This window comes from Spirosoma endbachense (assembly GCF_010233585.1).
GTDB classification, from domain to species: domain Bacteria; phylum Bacteroidota; class Bacteroidia; order Cytophagales; family Spirosomataceae; genus Spirosoma; species Spirosoma endbachense.
This window is the reverse complement of sequence record NZ_CP045997.1, coordinates 819,220-839,901: the sequence shown is the minus strand read 5'-3', so window position 1 is coordinate 839,901 and position 20,682 is coordinate 819,220. Positions and strand designations below refer to the sequence as shown.

Below are 20,682 nucleotides of genomic sequence, written 5' to 3'. Positions count from 1 at the left end.
TCTCGCGTTATTGATTGGCTGAAAGCGTTATGATCGATCGGTCGGCAATCAGGATGGGCGAATCATACAGCGGAATTTGTCGAAACAGATGTTCTTTCTGGAGCCAATTTTCCTTCGGAATTTCATATACGGCCCCGGCGATCAAATCGACCCAGACCGGGTTTTTAAACCGGGCATTGGCAAATGTAAAATCACACAGAATCTGGTCGTTGTTATCGGAAGGGACATTATCTTTTAGCCAGACCGTTACGGCCTGAAGCTGGCTGGATTTATCCGCATAGGCATACAACGACAGCGTGTTGGCATCTGTTTTTTTTGCCGAATAAGGATAGGTATCCAGACGCTCCAGGCGGTCGTCAAACACCGAAATCAGGTTCTGAAAAGCATAATAGGCTGGTTTGGCATACGCTACGGTCTGATCTTCATTCGCTTTCAATAATCCCTTATGATTCCACTCCTGGGTGGTTTTGGCATCCATGATGGTAAAGCAGCACGACTCTTTATCATGCCCCAGATCGGTCAACAATCGGCGAAGAATGTGCTTCGATTGTGTTAGTTCTGTCCAGGGGTATTTGTTCAGTGCGAAATTGTTGCTCCACTCCGACGGACAGCCTGCTTCGCCCTGACGAATCCGAATTTTACTGTTGTATTTGGCAACCACTTTTTCCAGTTCTTCCTCTGCCGAACGGTTATCGGGATTCGGAATATGCCGGTGATGGGTGATTTCGTCGATCAAGCCAAGTTTGCCTTTCTCCTGAATGAGTTTCAAGGCACTGTCGGCAAATTTGTAATCGACACCACTTCCCAACGCAAAGGCAATGATCCGGGCTTCCGGCTGGACCGATTTAATAGTTTCGGCACTGGTAATGAAGAAGTTCACATAATCGGGAATAGAAATTTTATAATTCGGCTCATTCCAGATTTCCCATTCGGTTACCTTATCGCCATAGCGCGCAACAATGGCCGACACGTATTTTTTCCAGCCTTCCAGCGCTTCGCCCGAATAGGGAAGAGCCGCATTCAAGGTTGTACCGCCACCACCCGAATAAACAGGATTACCGTATGACAGGTTGACCCAGGGAGTGACTCCCTGTTTCTTCATATCAACAATAATCTCATCCAGCCAGGCAAAGTCATACTGTCCTTTTACTTTCTCGCACTTGGCCCAACCGGATTGAATCCGGGCTTTTTTGACACCAAGTTTACCCAGATAGTCTTTCCAGTTGGCATAGGTTGTCCAGTCCCGATCCATGTATTCGGCACCGACCGACCAATTTGAGGAGCGAATATCCCTGGACTGTTTCGGCGCGATTTTACCCAGGTATTTGAAGGATGGATTGGCCGATTGACCCGTGGGTGTCAGTAAATGCAGGGCGGCTTTTTCGGCGATCACTACCGGATAATCCGGCACTGGAATCGCAGTAAATGTGTAGCCAGTACCTGACTTTTTCCACTGGCTTTTCGGAATCTCATACACCTTCCCCGAAATCAGATCCACAAAAACCGGCTGGGTAAATTTACCTTCGATGGTTACGTCGGTTGGTTTCGGATCGTAGGTTTCGGCGGGTCGCGCTTCGCCACTCCAGAGCGTCACCAGTTGGCCTCCGTTCTGTCGATGACGGTACTGAAAGGCCGCAACGGTCGTCTGGCTGGCCGTTGGTTTGGCTTTGTCGAGTAATTCGATCTGATCATCGAACGTGGCAAATACATGCTGGGCAGCTTTGTAGGCCAGTTTAGGCCGATCAATGGTTTTGTCGGGATTGGTTTTCAGCAAGCCTTTCGTATTGACGCCCGTCATGTGATCGCCAGCCGCGTAGTGAATATCGCTGATGGTGAACAGATTGGTAGCGATACCACGTCCGTGATCGCCGAGCATCCGCCGTAAATCCCATTTGGCCTGGCTCAATTCGGTCCAATCGTACTGCCGCAATGCGCCGATGGTCACAGCACTGGGTGTAGACGGAGCGCCGTTTTCGCCCTGCATGAACGTGATTTTCGGATTATAACTCCAGACCAGTTGCCGCATCTCCTCAATCTTCGGATAAGACGTATCGGGGTTGGGCGCATAGCCGTGGTAAGTCAGAATATCGATCAGATCGAGCGCATTTTCTTTTTTCAGGTGATCAAGAAAAGGACGCATGAACCCGGCGGCCGGTACCCCGGCGACACCGAGCGCAATGAGTCTGGCCTTCGGCTGAATAGACCGTACCAGTTTCGCGGTTCGGATGTAGAAAACGCCCACTTCCTCGCCCGTATTCAACTTATTGAGGTCAGGTTCATTCCAGATTTCCCATTCAGTGACCTGATTTTTGTACCGGTTCACCATAGCCCGAACCCAGTTGTCCCAGGCGGCCAACCCTTCTTCCGACGTTGGAATCCGGCCACCTAGTTTGGGTTCGCCACCACCTGAATAAATTGGGTTGCCATACGACAATTCAACCCAGGGCGCTACACCCCGCGAATACGCATCGGGGATGACCGCATCCAGCCAGGCAAAATCATACTGCCCTTTTACCTTCTCGCATTTGGCCCACCCCCCCTGCAACCGAATCCGTTTGGCACCTAACGGCCCCAGTAGCCCTCTATACGATTGATAATCCGTATAATCCCGATCGAGGGTTTCGCCCCCAATAGACCAGGTAGACGCCTTGATTTCTTTGGCTGAACGCGGACGCAATTGCCCGACTTCCCGGAAACCCCTTGGTTCGACAACGGTTTGGCTGACCGATACCGTTTGGCCCAGGGCAGTAGCAATGCTGATGCCAAGCAGACTGAATGACCGAAAAGAATGGAGGAATACGCTCATTTACTTTTTTGAATTAAGGGAATTTGGTCCTGTAAATACCCGGCTATATAGGCTGCCTGCAACTGCATGGCGGGGTCGTCGTAATGGACATGATCGACAAAATGCTTGCTGCCCAGACTCCGGGTAAACGTATACAGATCGATGATTGGAACACCATGCCTGTGCATTACCTCATCGGCAATGGCATTATACGCATCCAGATCACGGGCATACCGCTTGAAAGCTTTCGAGCGACTGTTGTGCCGTTCGTCTTCCACGGCAGTCGTTCGCATCCAGATCAGCCGGATAGATCGTTTGTGCACCAGTTGGTAAATCGCTTCCAGGTTTTTCCGGTAGCTGACCGAATCAACCTGAATGGCATTTGTTTCCGGCAGCCGTTTGATATCATGCAGGCCGCAATTCAGCAGCAATACATCCGGCTGAAACGACTTATCGGGCGCCTTTAACTTCAGGTATTCGAGCACCATGCGCGAATCGCCCCCATTGGCACCGACGGGTACATCCAGATTTTTAGCCGCCTGTCCGTCATCACTTTTCCGGTCGTACTGCCAGACACCCTGCACGTATTTTTCCAGAAACGGACCATAGCGCATCGAAATACTGTCACCAATGACGTACAGCTTCGGCAACGACGGAGCCGCACTGATCAGCACAAAAGCCGTCAGCAGCAGTAGTAAAGCGGAGGTCGTTTTTTTCATAGTGCTCAATAGCCTGGGTTCTGAACCAGATTCTTATTTAAACTGATTTCCCGCTGCGGAATGAGGTACAGAATATTGAAGGCTTTAACGTTCAATCCTTTCGCATTCATAACCGTGACATAACGACCCGTCCGGACCAGATCGAACCAGCGTTGGTTCTCAAAGGCAAATTCCACCCGGCGTTCCTGTTCAATGGCTAGTCGGAAACTATTTTGATCAGTAGCTTTTGTGGCCGCAAGTCCTGCCCGTGTTCGCACCTGGTTAAGGGCTTTCACCGCTTCGGAATCGAACCCGACTTCATTCAGCGCTTCGGCGTACATCAGGAGCACATCGGCATACCGAAGCACGGGAAAGTCGATGTCTGAATCGCCGGAAAGGGCCCCATATTGCACATATTTACTCACATAGCGCTGGTTGATAGCTTGCCCGTTGGCATCGATATACGACGATTTCATGGAAAAACTCTTCCGAAGGTCGCCGGGCTCGTAGGCAGCATCCATATCGGCGGTAGGGTACCGCATGCTGCCCCCTGTAATTCTGGCTCCTTCGCTTGCCTGCACCGGACCAAAACCGCTACCCTGGCCGGTATTGCCCGATTTGTACTGAACATTAAACAGAATCTCTGCATTTGTCGGTGTAGCAAAACTGAACGCATCAGCGTATTTGGGCAGCAATTGAAATTTGCCCGAGGTGATCACTTCTTTCAGTTTAGTGGCCGCTTTATCCCACTCTTTCCGGGTTAAATAGACCTTCCCGAGCAACGCTTTGGCCGCGCCCTGTAGCACACGCCCAGCATCGGTTGTACCATACGAAACGGGAAGGCTCTGCTCAGCACCCTGCAAGTCACTGATAATTAATTGATAAACGGCATCAGCAGGTGTTCGGATCAGGCTGTTGGCCCCATCGGCGGTGGTTATTTCTGAAGTTACCAAAGGCACATCGCCAAACATTCGAACGAGATCAAAGTAAAATAAGGCTCGTAAAAACTGGGCTTCGCCTTTGTACTGCATCTTCAGGTTATCGGTAATACCAGCCGTTTCGATTCGGGTCAGGATGGCATTTGCGCGGCTAATCCCAATATAGTGATCCCGCCAGGACGCATAAATAATGTCGTTGAGCGAGGTATAGGTATGATCGACAAACTGGAAGTTATCGACGTTGACTGCCTGCCGGGTCGTTACACCAAAATCAGTGTTGTCGGTCGATACCTCGCCCATCCAGTACAGTGACGTATTGTACACGCCCGACAGTTTGAGTGCCGCATACGTCCCAACTACAGCATTGTTAAAATCGGCCGCTGTTTTATAAAAATTCAGCGTGTTTCGGTCGGTTTGGGGCGAAAGTCCCAGAAAATCGTCCTGACAACTGGCCAGAACAAGGAGACCCAGCAGAGAAAGGAAAATACGTTTAGCTTTCATGAGGAGTAGTCTGATCAGAAGGTTAAACTTAAACCAAGGGTGTAGGAACGGGCAGGCGGATACCCCAGATAATCGATGCCAGCAGCCAGCATATTGTCGCCGGAGTTGCTGATTTCGGGATCATAACCGGGGTATTTCGTAAACGTGTAGAGGTTATTGCTGGTCAGGTAAATCCGTCCACCCTGCATACCAAGCCGTTTGGCCAGTTTCTGAGACAAATTGTAGTTCAGTGTCACATTACGAACGCGCAGATACGAACCGTCGAAGTTGAAGAATGAACTGTACCGCAGGTTGTTGTTCAGCGCCCCCCGAATGATCCGGGGAGACTGGCCATCGCCTGGCTGCGAGGGTGATTTGTAGTAATTCCCGATTACCTCGGCCAGATTATTCTGTACGCCATGATAACCGCGCACAAACACGGCTCCTGCCCAGAACACATCGCGTCCCTGTACGCCGTTAAGCAGGATGTTTAACGACCAGTTTTTATACGTAAAGGTGTTGTTGAAGCCATAATACGCTTTTGCCTGCGGATTACCCAGAATCGTTCGGTCAGCATCGGAGATGACGCCATTGCCATCCACATCTTTATACATGAAATCGCCCAGTTTGGCCCCCGTCTGGGTAGCATGTGTAGCCAGTTGCTCCTGTGTCGTGAAAATTCCCTCGACGAGATGCCCGTAGAAACTCCCGATGGGTTGCCCTACCTGGGTGATGCTCACATCCCCGCGACCTCCGTCGGAGAATAGCTGCTCGCCCTCCGAACCAAGCCGCAGTACTTTATTGCGGTTGAAGGTAATATTGAAACTGCTTGTCCATTGCAAATTGCTCGTAGCCAGCGGCTTGCCTGAAAGGGCCAGTTCTATTCCTTTGTTTTCGAGTTCACCGATGTTTACCCAGGCCGAGGTGTAACCCGTTACAGATGGAATGGCTTTGTTCAGCAACATATCCGTATTCCGGCGGTTGTAGTAGTCGCCCGTGAATTGCAGTCGTCCATTGAAGAACGCCAGATCCAGCCCAATATCGACCTGCTTGCTGGTTTCCCATCCCAAATTATTGTTGGTAAAACTGCCTTGCGAAAGTCCCGGAACCTGGGTGTTACCCAACACGTAATTAGTCGCCGAAAGAAGCCCTAAATAGCGATAATTGCCAATGGCATTGTTCCCCGAAAGTCCATACCCAGCCCGGATTTTGAAGTCATCGAACAGGTTAAGATTTTTGAAGAAAGGCTCCTCCGACAATCGCCAGCCAGCCGAGAACGACGGAAACGTACCCCAGCGATTGGCCGACCCGAAGCGCGACGAGCCATCTGTCCGAATGGTAGCCGTGAACAGATAACGGTCATTGTAGGCGTAATTGACCCGACCCAGATAAGACAGTAAAGACCATTGTCCGACTGTATAGCTCCCGCCCGTAATTTGCCCACCGTTGATATTTTCAAGCAGATCATCCGCAAAATTAGTCGCCGAGGTTGTGGTCGAAGTTGTTGTTGATTTCTGAATGGTAAACCCAGCCAGGGCGTCAATCGAATGGGCATTGACTGTACGTCGGTAATTCAATGTATTCTCATTCAACCAGTTAATGTCCGACGTATTGTTGATGCTGGACGTAGCAGGCGACACCGAAGCGCTTGTCGACAGTGTAGAGGGTTTGAAGGTGTTGGTGTTGTAATAGTTGATATCGCTACCGACACTCACTTTTAACTTCAGACCATTTAGCAGCTCGTATTCGCCGAACAGATTACCCAGCATCCGGAACTGCGCATTCGTACTCTTATATTCATTAGCAACCTTAACTGGATTCGGAATGGCACCCATACCAAGATTCGTTAAGTCGAACGTATTGCCGTATGAACCGTCGGGGTTATACACCGGAATCATGGGAGGCATGGACAGGGCTCCGGCAACGATATTGTAATCGCCATAATGCCCTGTTGAGGGTACGTTGTCGGTGCTGGTGTAGGTTGGAGCCAGATTCATGCTCACCTTCAGTCGTTTGGTAAGCTGACCATCGAGGTTCAGCCGGGCAGAAAACCGCTCAAAGCCCGAACTGATGAGGATTCCTTTCTGATTAAAATAACCGCCCGAAAGTGCATACCTCATTTTTTCATTACCCCCTACGGCACTAACCTGGTAATTTTGAATGGGCGCCGTACGGAAAATTACCTTTTGCCAGTCGGTGTCGACCTTTGGCAGATTATTCAGATCCTGCCAGGCCTCCGGAATCCTATAGGATGTAGAACGAACACTGTTTGGGTCCGTAATTTTGGCATTGGGACCGCCGTTGTCGAGCCAGCCGTTATTGTGCCCTTCAATGACGAATTCGGCGAACTGCCGGGTGTTCATCATCTTCAGGAGTCGGGCGGGCTCCTGAATGCCGGTATACGCATCAACCGTAATCTGAGCCTGACCGGATTTGCCCCGTTTGGTGGTTACAATAATTACTCCGTTGGAACCCCGAGAGCCATAGATAGCCGTAGCCGATGCATCTTTCAGGACTTCAATGGATTCAATGTCGCCGGGGTTGATCATATTCAGCGGATTACCAACACCAGCGTTATTAACCGGAAATCCATCAATGACAAACAAAGGATCATTCCCGCCGGAAACCGAGCCAATACCCCGAACGAGGATGTTTGTATTGCCGCCCGGTGCGCCGGACGTAGACGAAATCTGTAAGCCTGACACCTGGCCCTGCAACGCCTGATCCAGCCCGGATACCGGCAGGCGTTGAATGTCTTTTGATGAAACGGATGCCACAGCACCGGTCAAATCGCGTTTTTGCTGCGTACCGTAACCAACGACAACCACTTCATTCAGGGCTTTATTATCAAGAGCTAACCGAATGTCGATCACTGAGCGTTTATTGATGCTGATCTCCTGGCTTGCATAACCTACATAAGAAACAATCAATACATCGTTGCCCATCGGAACCGACAGGCGATACGCACCTTTAGCATCCGTCGTAGTGCCATTACTGGTATTTTTAACCAATACCGTAACACCAGGTAACGGCTGGCCCGTTTCGTCGGCTATTTGCCCAGTAATCAAATTAGTAGACTGAGCTACTAATTGACTCATTGTCAATAGCCATACCCATCCCAATAGCCAGGCCCTGCTTCGATAGAGTGAAAGGTTATCCATAAGAGTTTAGTGATTTTATTTATCATAGATAAATTATAATTCAACATTACAATACTATAGGGTTAAACATAAATTGTCAAATTTTTTCACTTATTAATTTTTTTATAGAACTATTTCAATTTCAGCTTCTAGTTAAAAAATTATAAAAAATCGTATCTCATTAACTCTTAGCCTCTTTCGATCTAAAAAAAGTACAAATGATGATTGTCTATAAAATGGCACTTCTCGTAATTTTATCCTGATACAGTAGTCTTAATCATACTATAACATCGTGATAGTATGGCACTGACTTACTCCTTCGACTTATTATGTAAATCGAAAAGGTATGAAGGATTGTAACCGAGCGATTGGAATACGACAAGCCGGTGCTATGTTCAGGCTTTAGTAAGAAATAAGATGCAAGGAGACAGCAAAGTCGTTGGGGATTCTAAACGTTTGATTTAGATCATCGCTCAGGATCTGGCTGTTGAGCAATATCACAAAGCGAAACAAGCGCCTGTAAAACAGGCGCTTGAGATAGTCAAATAATATAATACTAAAGGAATTATATGTTGTAGCTGTTAATCACGGGCACTAGATAGGTACTGTATCGACACGTTCATATGACTACAGATATACGCTGATTTTACCCTACAACAATCGTATGCGAAAACGGCGTAACGCCAGTCAGGAAAACATGCATACCGTCTGTTCGCAAACTTCCGAAATGAGAGCTGTACATTTCACCTTCAAGTCCGCTAAGATTGGCGTGGTTGAAGACTCCCGGCCCGAATTTTATCGAATCGTTACCGTAGCGATATTCGCCGGAGCCGCTTTCCAGCGAATAATTATCTGAGCTTCCTTCTATTTTTTTTAGTCCGGTCAGCGTTCCGCCTTCTTTAAAGCAAAATTCAATTACTACATGCACGCCCTCTGTGCCTTTTACGCTGAAATTCAGTTCATTCGATCCGTTTTTTTCTTCGACACTGATCGTAGTTTCCAAGGTATTTATATTGCTCTGCGGCCTGTGCTGAAAATCCATCTTATTCCAGAATCGGCCATCCGTACTTTGCGAATGGGTATAATTGCCGTCTGCCCGTTTAAATTTATCCGGTAAGGGCTGATAATAAGGTGCTTCTATTTTTTGATGTAACACATACTTTCCCGCCGTATGAACAATTCCCTGACTATGGAAATAGCCAGTATTGAAAAAATCAGTTGAAAAGCGCATGTATTTCAGAATAGCCTCCCCTTTTCTGAACGCAAAAAAATTAGGACTATTTGCCCGGCCAGAAGCAATAATAATCGGGAAATCGGTTCCGCCAAAAATAGTGGTAGTGGTGTCGTTCCGCCTGATTCGGACCAGGCTTGTCTCTTTAAAAAACTTTTCAAAAGAAGCCGGAGGTGCTTTCGGCGCAGGGAGCGTTTTTTTATAGAGCGGTTCTTCTAAAAAATAAACCAGCAAATCCGTTAGAACTCTGTCGTTGAACCCGTTAAGTGTCTCGATGTACTTTGCAATGGCCGAAAATTCGGGGTTATTATCTCTGATAGCCAGATAGTAGAAGTCATGATAGAAATTCAGAATACTTACGGATGAGAACTGATCCTGTCTTCGTGAATCGTTCGTTACTAAATCGCCGTTGGGTTCTGCATGAAAGTAAACCAGGCCAAGGTTTTTACGAACGGGCTCAAATAAGGCAGGCAGGGGAAGCAATCGTCCAATCGTAATCAACGATCGATCGATCACGGCCGAATAATTCATGCTTCGTTCCAGAAAATTTCCGTCGCTATCACAATAAACGCCTTCTGAAAGCCATTCGTGAATCCGTTTTACATAGCCTGGATTTGGAAATAGGGCATTTATTTTTGCCAGTGCCGCCGACACTACCCAACGATGGTTGGGCGTATGCAAGCCACCTGTCCGGAGGGCTTCTCCGGCTTTCACAATAAATTCTCTGAGCAGCCCTTTTACCTCGTTTAACGCAGCCGTATTGTTCGATTTCAGAATTGTGGCTGCCGCACAAAGGGGCTCTAAAATAAAAGCCGTATCGGGCGGTGACGCTAAATTTCCAAAATCCAGCGTTCCGTCGGCATGCTGGGCTTTCAGTAAAGCGCGAGCCATCTTTGTCAGGAAGGGAATCAACTCCGCCGACTGGTAGTATTGCGATGTTGGTTCACAAAAAGCAGCCGTTACGTTTGCCAGATCATACCCCAATCGTCGTCTGACCTGCGTAATATCGGTCGCCAGCATTTGTACCACTCGGGCAACCTCTTTAGCATTGGCAAGAACGATCTTCCGATAGAAATCGTCATCCATTCTTTTTTCGCTCCACGCCTGTGCTGCGAGCGGAGAAAAACTAATGGCTGTACCAAACCATAGACATTGCTGTAAAAATGATTTTCTTGAAATAGCTTCCATTTTATTGAGTCTATATTAGCCAAATTGCGGACTAGTTGACTGAGCAGAAGTGCCCGGTCAACTAGTCCGCAATTAATTTCTCACCTACTAATACCCCGGATTTTGGGTCAGGGCCGGGTTCACGGTGAAAGCAGAAGTTGGGATTGGGAAAATGCGGTGGTTGACATCGGCATCCGTTTTGAAGCCCCATTTCCCTTCATATTTCCCAAAGCGAATCATATCGTTACGGTGCCAGCTTTCCCAGGCAAATTCGCGGCACCGTTCAGCATAGATACCTTCCAGTGTTATGCTCGACAAAGCAGCCGATGTAGTGCGATTAGCTCGTAACTGGTTGACCAGCGAAAGAGCGGTTTGGCCCTGGGTCGGTGTGCCCCCGCGAAGAATCGCTTCGGCTTTCATCAGGATAATATCCGAATAGCGAAAAACCGGAACGTCGTTATTCTGATTACGCGATGTGGACGAAGCATCGGGGTAGAACTTAATGTTGCGATAGCCCATATTCCAGGCGATTTCGTCATTGCCACAATCATACGTCGCTACGTCCTGCCGAAGCACGATATCGGGCGTCAGATTCACCTGATAGGTGTACGCAGCAGCCCCATCAGCACCTGTATACGTCTGGTCGTACCCTTTTTTGGTCGTGGTAACGGTTACGGGCGTAACGCCATCGTTCATGAATTGCAAACCCGTGAGCCACTGCCCATTTCGTATATCGTTGGCATCATTGAAGTTCACGTAATATTCGGGCAATGTGCTTTCGGGCGCGCTGGGCGTAAAAGGCAGATTGAATTTCTTTGTCTCCGACCGAGGCACATCATAGCGGGAGTGATACATCATGCCATTGGTACCTGCCATTGCCCCGGCTGCCGGATCATAAGGAATAGCAAATATAAATTCCTTCATCTGCGGGCCGTTATTCGGATAAAACATCTGGAGGTATGACGTTCTGGGTTCCAGCGCGTACAGACCCGAACTGATCACACTATCGCAGGCAACGATGGCATCATTATAGCGTTGAGTGCCCGTATAGTATTCGGCGTTCAGGTACATTTTGGCCAGCAAACTAAAGCCCGTGAATTTATTCGCCCGTCCATAAGTCGCCTGACCGGAAACGCGGCTCAAATAAGGCATTGCTGCTTTTACTTCCTTTTCAATAAAGCTGAATACCTGCGCACGCGGCACATTCGGGTGCGGTGTAAAATCACCGTAAGTCGTGTCGATGGGAACATTGCCATACAGGTCCATCATCATGAAATAAGCCAGCGCCCGTACCATTTTCAACTCAGCCAGGTTCGTCGGTTTCGATGCGGTAGCCGCTGGTATGGTTTGATTCAAAATAGACAAAGCCTGATTAGACGTACCAATCACAGTCGATAACCAACTCCAGGCACCATTGGTCCAGCCGTGGTCTTTGGTCCAGTTGTGGTAATGCAGCATCCGATAGTTCTGGTTGTCGAACCAGTTTCCGCCACGGGCGGGCAGGATAGCTTCATCGCTACTGAGCGATTGCATGAACCAATAATCCAGTGCAAAATTACCCCGCAGAGCCGCATAGGGCGGGCCCGATGCCTGAATAAACTGCGACGAATTCTGAGGGAAAATATCGGGTGTCAGCTCTGTATCGACAGGAACATTTATATCGTGACAGGCCGTAGTCAGGTAAACAAGCAGTACCAGAAACGCGCCGGAAGTGAGTAGCTTTTTCATTGTTTTTGTCTGCTATGATGTTAGAATGACGCGTTTAGGCCCACCAGAATGGTGCGGGTTTTTGGGTAGAAGTTATTGGCGTCTACGCCCGGCGCAATGCCTCCCTGATTGATTTCAGGGTCAATTCCTTTATAGCCGGTTATGACGAACGCATTATTGACCGATGCATAGACCCGAATGGTTTTTACATACTGGCCCAGTTTTTTGAAATTATAGCCCAGCGTCGCGTTGTCCAGACGCACGTAGCTACCATCTTCAATAAACCGGCTGGAGTACTTGAATGAGTTGACATCAGTGGCTTTTTCGTCCGCTACGTCGACCAGAATATTGGTAAACTGCGCCGTGCTGGGCCGGAACAGATCGGCACGGGTAGCGTTGAAAATTTTATTCCCGAAAACACCCCGGAAAAACACGTTAAAATCGAAGTTGCCGTAACGAAGTGTGTTCGTCCAGCCTACGAGAAGTTTCGGCTGCGGGCTTCCCAGGTATTTATAATCGGTGCCGATCGTCGGCGTTGTGGTGAGGTCACCTTTCTGACTCACATACTGCGAAACACCTTTGTCATTTTTTCCCGCGTACTGAAGCGTGAAGAATTGGCCCAACGGCATTCCTGCCTTTAATATCTGCAGGGTGCTGCCCGTTTGTCCATTGCCTTCAGGCTGGGTGGTTCGAACGGAATCGCCACCCACAAAAAGTGGATTGGTCAGGCTGGTGATTTTATTGGTGTTATGCGCCAGATTGATGCCCGTTGTCCAGCTGAATTTAGACGTGCTGACTGGAGTAGCGCTTAAACTAAACTCGACCCCTTTGTTGCTCATGCTTCCCCCGTTGGCAATAATGCTACCGACTGGAACCAGAATGGGATCAACGCGATACGAATAGATCATACCGGTCGTATTCTTGTCGTACCATTCGAGCGTACCGCTCAGTTTCCCTTTCAGGACCGTAAAGTCGAGACCAATATTGGTTGTAGCCGTTTTCTCCCACTGCAAATTGGGGTTGGCAGCCTGAGTTGGACCGTAGGCAGCCGTTTGAACACCGTTGTAATAATACGTACCGAGGCTACCCGATATGAATTGAGCAGTGTAAGCATTGAACCCCGACGAATTCCCCGTAACACCATAGCTGGCCCGTAATTTCAGGTCATTAAACAGGTTCTGGTTTTGCATAAATCCTTCCTGATTAATGCGCCAGGCAGCACCGACCGCAGGGAAGTAACCCCACTGATTGTTGGCCCCAAATACCGAGCTACCATCGCGCCGAATCGACCCCTGCACCAGATACCGGTCTTTGTAATTGTAGTTCAGGCGGGCAAAGTCAGAAATTAACCGGGTTTCCTGATAAATACCGTCGGCCCCAAAATTCACCCGATACGATGACACCGCATAGGGGTTACTGAGGGCGAAATTATTGTAGCCGATATTATCGACAGGGAAGTTGGTACTCGATGTCTGAAAGCCATCGCCCGAAACGTTACCCTGCCACGAATAGCCCAATACGGCGTTTATCGAGTGATCACCGAATTCTTTGTTCCAGGTAAAAAAGGTTTCCAGCACCTTGCGCGTGGTTTGGTAGGTGTTTCTGAGCGCCGACCCATTCGTCCCGAAATTCAGCAGGCTGTGGACCAGTGGAGGATCAGGATTGTTGTAGAAGTTGGCACTGTTGTACTGGGTAAAATAACTGTCGTAGGATTCGCCATGCAGGGATGTCGAATTCTGGTACGATAGATTCAGATCATACGAGAATCCTAACGGAAGCTGTACATGGGTTGTTAATGACCCCACCAGATTATTGAATTTCGTATTGTCCTTCGCATGATTAATCATAGCCGCCGGATTGAAATAGCCCGTATTCTGAAAATTTTCAAAATAGCTGCCATCCGGGTTTGTAATGGGTGATACGGGCAAGTGATTGATCATCTGCAACAGCACATTATTACGCAAGGGCGTGTTGTTGGCATTGCTGTTCGAATTGGTCACGTTCAGACCAAATTTCACTTTATCGTTAAAGGCATACTGCTCAACCGCCAGGCGGGCAATAACCCGGTTCAGCGAGCTACCCTGCAAAATTCCCTGCTTATCGAGGTAGTTGATACTGGCACTGTAGGTACTATGATCGGTGCCGCCACTAATTGAAACGTTATGGTTTTGCGAAATGGCCGAACTCCGCTCAACGGCATCCTGCCAGTTTGTATTCGCTCCTTTATCGTCGGCCGGTGAAAACGATTGCCCATTTTGCGTCAGAAAGGCCCGCAGCTGATCGGCATTCATCATGTTCAGTTTGCTGGATACCTTTTCAATGCCTACATAACCACTGTAGGTGATCTGCGCCTGGCCTTTTTTACCCCGTTTCGTCGTGACCATAATCACCCCATTGGCCGCCCGGTTTCCGTAAATGGCAGTGGCAGCCGCATCTTTCAGCACATCGATTGAGGCAATATCATCGGGCGCAATGATCGAAATATCGGCACCGGGCACGCCATCAATGACATAGAACGGCCCCTGCGAACTGTTAATCGTCGATGCGCCCCGCAAGACAACCGCAGCCGGACTGTTCGGATCACCATTGGCCGAAATATTCAGGCCCGGAACTTTACCCTGCAACAATTGCCCTACATCACTGATGGCTCCCCGGTTCAGTTCTTCGGGTTTAATGGTGCTGATAGCGCTAGTGAGGTTTTTGCGGGATTGCGTACCATAACCGACAACCACAACTTCATTCAATGATTTGTTATCCGGCAGCAGTTTGATATCCACCGTAGTACGGCTACCTACAACAACCTCCTGGGTAGCATAACCCACAAAACTGAAAACCAGGGTCGTTTCGCCATTGGGAACGCTCAGTTGATACCGCCCTTCGGCATCTGTATTGGTGCCGCGAACAGCGCCCTTGATCACGACATTGACACCGGGCAACCCATCCCCGTTTTCGCCAATTACACGACCACTTACACGGATGTCGGCAACTGCCGCGATGGGTAATGTGGCCCCAAGAGTCTGTATGGTCGAAACTCCACCTTCTATAGACGGTCTAAGAGCAGCTTCGGCCTGGCTGGTACTCCCTGACGAGCGACTGTCTTTGGTTGGCGTTTTGATAATGTAATACGCCTGATCGTTGATTTTTTTGACAGTTAAGCCATACGGTTTCAAAAGGGCCTGGAGCTGTTTGGCTAACGTACCCGAGCGAAGCTGTGCATCGGCCGGAATCGTGATTCCCTGCACGGTCGTTTCTTCAAACAAAATACTAACCTGATGCTGGCGGCTCAGGGTCGTAAGCACTTCTTTCAGCTTTTGGCTCTCTGCGGGTAATACCTGAAGTGTATGTACGGTTTTACTTTGCTGATGGGCCAGAGCGACCGATTGCGCTAAAGCTAATTGCTGGTAGAGTAAACCGAATAAGACCAGCCCTATTTTGGGTATATGTAAATACGACATGATTCGTTTGGTCAGTTAAGTGTTCTTAATTCAATATGACGCCGGGTTCTCACTACGTCCAGATTCAGTAATTCCGACAAAATCTGCAGCAAATCATCAGCCTTTTCGGCCTTGAAATTGCCCGCAATACGCCGTTGGGCGAGTTCAGGATCAGCAATAACCACATCCACACCGAACCGCTCCTGAATTTGCCTGGCAATCTCGGCCAGTGTTGTATTGTCGAAATAAAACCAATGATCTTTCCAGGCCAGATAATGACGTGCGGGTGATGATTGCGTTAGCTGGTAGCGTCCCGAATTAGCCACTGTCACGACGTTGCCGGGTTTCATATAAAGCTGTTGTCCCTGAGGTAACTGGAGTTTAACCTTACCCTTGTTGAGAAAAACACGCTCTCCCCGTTTTCGGGCGTAAACAACGAATTCGGTGCCTAACACTTCTACCCGAAGGTTAGCCGGTGTTTGAACAATAAAGCGCTGATTCGTTATGGTATGTGTAACCTTGAACTCGCCCTCGCCTTCCAGCAATACCCGACGTGTATCACTTCCAAAGCCAAACCGGGGCACCGTCAGCCTGGAATTGGCATTCAGCATAACCCGTGTACCATCCGATAATTGAAACGTAGCCGTCTGGCCATAGGCTGTCTGGTAAGACTTGTTCAATAATTCGGAACGGAACAGAAAAGCACCCAGAAGGCTCACAAGCAGCAATGAAGCTGCGATACTCCACTTTAGCCAATGTTGTGTCCAGGCTGTCGGGTCAGGTTTTAAGATTCGCTGCGGAAAGGCAGGGGGATGGGTATCCTGTAAAATCTGCTGATACGAATCCAGCGCTTTATCGGCATCCAGGGCAAATTGAGGCCGCTGACTTTCCCACTCATCGAGATACTGATAGTATGTTTCCTGGTTAGCTTCTTCGGCCAGCCAGGCTTCGATGTATTTTCGTTGGATAGCCGTGGCTTTTCCATCAAAAAAATCAAAAACTATATTTTTCATAAGCGAAGGTTCCATAGCTCATTTCTGATTTCCCAGTTAGACAAGTTGTGTACGCATTACCTCACCCACCCTAAAGCACAGCCAACAGAAAGCCACATGAGCAGCGAAATAAACCACTCGGTTTTCAGCTCCTGGCGGAGTTTGCTGAGGGCCCGGATGAGCAGCTTTTCAACGGCGCTGCTACTGATCTGCATATCCTGCGCTATTTCAGCGTATTTCTTACCCTCAATGCGGCTCAACAGAAAAGCCCGCTGGCATTGGGGAGGCAGGGATTGAATAACCGAGTCGATTTTCTGGTGAAGCTCGCTGTAATGCAGCACCTGATCGGGTTGCAGCGATGCGGGAATAGATTGATCGTCAGCCAATTCCAACGAATCTGATTTGCGTAATTCCCAGCGGAGGTAATTGTAAGCCTTATGCCGAACGGCTTTGTAGAGATAGGCCCGGTACGATGTAGTAATGTGTTCAAAAATCCGGTCCTGCCAGAATAATGTGAAGACTTCGGCTACTAAATCTTCGGCTACCTCCTTTGAATAGACGAAACGAACAGCATGATTGACCAGATTCGTATAATACCGCCTAAACAGAAACGCACAGCCTTTCTTTGCATCCTGTGCAAATAATTGCCGAAGAATTAATTCATCATCCGTCACTTTGGTTGTGATTTCGGATTGATAGCTAACCAACAGAGGAAGTATGCTGTCGGATTGGTGCTTGTCATTAACTAAAGGTACTGACTGCATACAAACTTGTCTAGGTTAAGCGGGTAGTACTTAACATAGACAAGTTTGGACTTGCTTACCTCACATAGATAATAAAATATTTTTATAGGTCTACTTTCTTACAGCAAATCTCTTAAAATGGGCAGCAGCATTTCTTGCTAAATCCTTAACTATCAACACGCTATATATTCCAGTAATTTTATAGACAATATTGTTAGCCTTCCGTCTGGAGCCTGAAGCCGTACCACGGTTTGTTTGCGCATTACGAGTAACCGTGGCACGGCTTCAGGCTCCAGACGGAAGCGCAATTACCGGATTACAGTACTCACGGCGAATAGTCTATTTTTCTGATTCTATCCGATCAGTGCCTTCCGGTAAGCACTCGGTGTCTGGCCAGTTACGGCGCGAAACGTTTTGTTGAAATGGGACAGGTTATTGAACCCGACGGCAAAGCCTACATCAGCCACCGTACGGGATGACTGAAGCATCCGGCGAGCCTGATTGACACGGTATTCGTTTACAAAATCGGTGAAGGTCAGATGCGTCATTCGCTTAAAATAACGACAAAAGGCCGGAACTGTAAGGCTCGCAAGGTCTGCAACCTCCCGAACATCAACGGGTTGGGCATAATGTTGCTCAACGTACTGACATACTCGATTAATCCGCTCCTGCTCTTTGGGGTTCAGATCAAACCGAACACCGTCGGCATGGAGTGGCTCGACATCCGACGCATCGGCCAGTTGCTGTAACACCCGTAAGAGGGTCAGTAATCGCTCAAATGGTGACTGGTCGGGCAGTTGAGCCAGCCAGGGACCTACCTTTTGCTTGGTATTACCACCAAACGTAAGTCCTCTGTGTGCCCGCTCAAACAGGCGCTGAACGCCTTTTAATTCGGGCTTTTGCAGGAATGTTTCGCCCAGAAAGTCATCACGCATCTGCACCACAATTTCCTCGAACTGACCCTCTTTTCCATAGCTAAAATTCAGGTGGGGCAGGTTTGGCCCAATAAATACCAGTTCTCCCCCTTCATAGCGCGACACGTTGGTGCCAACCCGTCGCTGTCCATCACCACTGGGAATGAAAACAATCTCATATTCAGGATGATAATGCCAGTATACCCGGCAGGTTTCCGGCTCTGTACTATGCACAACCCGGAACGAACTACCCGCTTCCGGCTCAATTTTTTCGAATTGGAGTTTCATATTGGAGGAAACGTGTAATGAAGGCCAAGAGACGTTGAGCGCCGATTTCTTTCCCTTTAGGTGCTCAGCTTTCTTTCTTCTTCAATTTAACATATTTTGTCTTCCAGGCGACACATAAAAGAAACCGCAATCCGTTTTCAAACGTTTATTAACCAACAAAATGCTAACCATAAACAGCATGAAACGAATTCATTTATTGGCGCTCAATATACTCTTACTGGCGGGTTGCGCCCAAGGCCAGTCTAAAGATTACACACCGGCTAAACTGCCCACGCCCAAAACGGGTGAAGCGGTGGCGACATTCGCTGGCGGCTGCTTCTGGGCTTTGGATGAAGGCATGAACCAACTTAAAGGTGTAAACGAGGTAATCTCCGGTTACGCCGGTGGCACCGTCAAAAATCCGACTTACGAACAGGTTTCTACTGATGAAACGGGGCACGCTGAATCCGTACAGGTTTATTACGACCCTAAAGTCATTACGTATTCACAGTTGCTCGATGCGTTTTTTGCGGGTCATGACCCCACCACGCTCAATCGTCAGGGACCAGACGTAGGCCGCGATTACCGGTCGATGGTTTTCTACCGGACACCCGCCGAAAAAGCCGAAATCGATGCCGCCATCAAGCGGGTTAACGAATCAAAACATTACAGTGGTAAAGTCGTGACGGAGGTTGAACCGTTTAAGGTTTTCTATCCGGCCGAAAATTACCACCAGAATTATTTTTCCCTGCATCCCGACCAGCCTTACATCCAGGGAGTTTCGTTACCAAAGGTCGAAAAGCTACGTAAAGCGATGGCAGGCCACCTTAAAAATAATACCGGGTTGACAATGAATTAACCCTTTTCGAACTGAAACAGGTAATGTACCATCAGTTACGGATAATAGATTAATAAAATAGCCAGCAATCGCTGGCTATTTTTGCAGTATGAATACAACGATTTCTATCGATAAGCCGCACCGGAATCCATTCGTCCGCAACCTGTTGACGTTTTTTCTGAACCGGCATGCCCTGGCAATTGGACTGGTCTTTGCTTCCGACAGTATTCTGTTCGGCAGCTGGGTCGCTCATATACCGCACGTAAAAGAAAAATTACACCTTTCTGACTCTGAACTGGGCTTAACGCTCTTTGCCATGCCAGTTGGGTTACTGATTATGAATCCTCTGACCGGTTGGGTTATTTCCAGGTTAGGCGAAGCGAAAGCATGTTTCTGGTCGGCGGTGGGTTTGACAGTAGCGGTTCTGATTCCGCTTAATGCGCCGAATCCGGCTGTTCTGGCTATCGGCCTGTTTCTGATGGGCCTTAATGCAGCCCTGATCAATGTGGCCATGAACACCAGTGCAACCAACCTCGAACGATCGCAGGGCATTGTCATCATGTCGTCCTGTCATGGTATGTGGAGCCTGGGTGGCCTGCTCGGCTCGGGCATTGCCGGGGCCGTTATTGCCCTGCACGTGTCGCCTGCGGTACACGTAGCGATCATGTCGGGCCTGATCCTTATCCTGACATTTGCGCTTCAGCCGTTGCTGGCTCAGATTCCGTCGAGCAGCCGGACCGAAACCGGCGAAAAAACGGGATCATCCTTCGTACGGCCCAATCTGGATCTGCTCCTGATGATTCTGATCGGTCTGGCAGTGGCAATGGGCGAGGGTGCCGCCTTCGACTGGAGCGCGGTGTATCTGCGCGAAACCCTTGGGGCCAGCAGTCAGATTGCGGCTCTGGGCTTTGGAAGCTTTTCATTGATGATGACAAGTTTGCGGTTTCTGGGCGATGCCATAATCCCTAAAATCGGCTCTAAACGCTGGCTGCAAATTGGCGGTTTATTAGCGGCATTTGGCCTTTTCTTTGCCATCGCACTCCCCTATCCGGCCACGGCGCTCATTGGCTTTGCCATACTGGGGGCAGGTTGCTCACTCGGAGCACCCATTTTGTATGCTGCCTCCATGCGCGTACCGGGTATTCCACCCGCTGCCGGTTTAGCTACCTTTGCTACCTTTAGCTTCATCGGATTTCTGGCTGGACCACCCGTCATCGGCTTCGTCGCCGAAGCGTTTGGGCTGTACTATGGCTTAGGCTTTGTAGCCGTCGTGCTCCTCATTTCAGCAGGTCTGGCACGTATTGTAAACTTATTTTAACCGACAAACACCGGGCAGTGATTTTCAGAG

Annotated in this window: 12 protein-coding genes; 2 read left to right on the top strand and 10 right to left on the bottom strand. The window is 48.8% G+C overall.

Annotated features, from left to right (window positions below):
* Positions 1-7: 7 nt before the first annotated feature.
* The 10 genes from GJR95_RS03415 to GJR95_RS03370 form a co-directional block, all read right to left on the bottom strand.
* A complete protein-coding gene (locus GJR95_RS03415; protein WP_162384553.1) occupies positions 8-2,806 on the bottom strand; it encodes a GH39 family glycosyl hydrolase in 2,799 nt (932 codons plus the stop codon).
* The gene (locus tag GJR95_RS03410) at positions 2,803-3,504 is read right to left on the bottom strand and encodes an SGNH/GDSL hydrolase family protein (protein WP_162384552.1); all 702 of its coding nucleotides are present in this window, start codon (positions 3,502-3,504) and stop codon (positions 2,803-2,805) included. Before GJR95_RS03410 ends, GJR95_RS03415 begins: the two co-directional genes overlap by 4 nt.
* 5 nt (positions 3,505-3,509) lie before the next feature.
* On the bottom strand, positions 3,510-4,922 hold the full coding sequence (locus tag GJR95_RS03405) for a RagB/SusD family nutrient uptake outer membrane protein (RefSeq protein ID WP_162384551.1): 1,413 nt from the start codon (positions 4,920-4,922) through the stop codon (positions 3,510-3,512).
* Positions 4,923-4,936: 14 nt separating this feature from the next.
* Positions 4,937-8,062: a SusC/RagA family TonB-linked outer membrane protein gene (locus GJR95_RS03400; protein WP_162384550.1), complete on the bottom strand. Its 3,126-nt coding sequence runs from the start codon at positions 8,060-8,062 to the stop codon at positions 4,937-4,939.
* Between the two features lie 625 nt (positions 8,063-8,687).
* On the bottom strand, positions 8,688-10,460 hold the full coding sequence (locus GJR95_RS03395; RefSeq protein WP_162384549.1) for a hypothetical protein: 1,773 nt from the start codon (positions 10,458-10,460) through the stop codon (positions 8,688-8,690).
* 87 nt (positions 10,461-10,547) lie between these two features.
* The gene (locus GJR95_RS03390; RefSeq protein ID WP_162384548.1) at positions 10,548-12,167 is read right to left on the bottom strand and encodes a RagB/SusD family nutrient uptake outer membrane protein; all 1,620 of its coding nucleotides are present in this window, start codon (positions 12,165-12,167) and stop codon (positions 10,548-10,550) included.
* A 20-nt stretch (positions 12,168-12,187) separates the two neighbouring features.
* Positions 12,188-15,601: a SusC/RagA family TonB-linked outer membrane protein gene (locus tag GJR95_RS03385; protein ID WP_174260182.1), complete on the bottom strand. Its 3,414-nt coding sequence runs from the start codon at positions 15,599-15,601 to the stop codon at positions 12,188-12,190.
* Positions 15,602-15,612: 11 nt separating this feature from the next.
* Positions 15,613-16,593 carry a FecR family protein gene (locus tag GJR95_RS03380; RefSeq protein WP_232541066.1) on the bottom strand — a complete coding sequence of 327 codons (981 nt, stop codon included), beginning with the start codon at positions 16,591-16,593 and terminating at the stop codon, positions 15,613-15,615.
* A gap of 56 nt (positions 16,594-16,649) precedes the next feature.
* Positions 16,650-17,336 carry an RNA polymerase sigma-70 factor gene (locus tag GJR95_RS03375; protein ID WP_162384546.1) on the bottom strand — a complete coding sequence of 229 codons (687 nt, stop codon included), beginning with the start codon at positions 17,334-17,336 and terminating at the stop codon, positions 16,650-16,652.
* Between the two features lie 332 nt (positions 17,337-17,668).
* Positions 17,669-18,517 carry an AraC family transcriptional regulator gene (locus GJR95_RS03370; RefSeq protein ID WP_162384545.1) on the bottom strand — a complete coding sequence of 283 codons (849 nt, stop codon included), beginning with the start codon at positions 18,515-18,517 and terminating at the stop codon, positions 17,669-17,671.
* Between the two features lie 178 nt (positions 18,518-18,695).
* Between GJR95_RS03370 and msrA the strand changes: the two genes are divergently transcribed.
* Positions 18,696-19,355 (top strand): peptide-methionine (S)-S-oxide reductase MsrA, encoded by a 660-nt coding sequence (gene msrA / locus GJR95_RS03365; protein WP_162384544.1) that lies wholly within the window; start codon positions 18,696-18,698, stop codon positions 19,353-19,355.
* An 88-nt stretch (positions 19,356-19,443) separates the two neighbouring features.
* Positions 19,444-20,652: an MFS transporter gene (locus GJR95_RS03360; RefSeq protein ID WP_162384543.1), complete on the top strand. Its 1,209-nt coding sequence runs from the start codon at positions 19,444-19,446 to the stop codon at positions 20,650-20,652.
* Positions 20,653-20,682: the final 30 nt, after the last annotated feature.

Excerpts from the sequence above, each read along its gene's own strand:
- GJR95_RS03375 (WP_162384546.1), bottom strand. The coding sequence starts at position 17,336 with ATGCAGTCAGTACCTTTAGTTAATGACAAGCACCAATCCGACAGCATA.
- GJR95_RS03395 (WP_162384549.1), bottom strand. The coding sequence starts at position 10,460 with ATGGAAGCTATTTCAAGAAAATCATTTTTACAGCAATGTCTATGGTTT.
- GJR95_RS03405 (WP_162384551.1), bottom strand. The coding sequence starts at position 4,922 with ATGAAAGCTAAACGTATTTTCCTTTCTCTGCTGGGTCTCCTTGTTCTG.
- GJR95_RS03380 (WP_232541066.1), bottom strand. The coding sequence starts at position 16,593 with ATGAAAAATATAGTTTTTGATTTTTTTGATGGAAAAGCCACGGCTATC.
- GJR95_RS03390 (WP_162384548.1), bottom strand. The coding sequence starts at position 12,167 with ATGAAAAAGCTACTCACTTCCGGCGCGTTTCTGGTACTGCTTGTTTAC.
- GJR95_RS03360 (WP_162384543.1), top strand. The coding sequence starts at position 19,444 with ATGAATACAACGATTTCTATCGATAAGCCGCACCGGAATCCATTCGTC.
- GJR95_RS03400 (WP_162384550.1), bottom strand. The coding sequence starts at position 8,062 with ATGGATAACCTTTCACTCTATCGAAGCAGGGCCTGGCTATTGGGATGG.
- GJR95_RS03385 (WP_174260182.1), bottom strand. The coding sequence starts at position 15,601 with ATGTCGTATTTACATATACCCAAAATAGGGCTGGTCTTATTCGGTTTA.
- GJR95_RS03370 (WP_162384545.1), bottom strand. The coding sequence starts at position 18,517 with ATGAAACTCCAATTCGAAAAAATTGAGCCGGAAGCGGGTAGTTCGTTC.
- msrA (WP_162384544.1), top strand. The coding sequence starts at position 18,696 with ATGAAACGAATTCATTTATTGGCGCTCAATATACTCTTACTGGCGGGT.
- GJR95_RS03410 (WP_162384552.1), bottom strand. The coding sequence starts at position 3,504 with ATGAAAAAAACGACCTCCGCTTTACTACTGCTGCTGACGGCTTTTGTG.
- GJR95_RS03415 (WP_162384553.1), bottom strand. The coding sequence starts at position 2,806 with ATGAGCGTATTCCTCCATTCTTTTCGGTCATTCAGTCTGCTTGGCATC.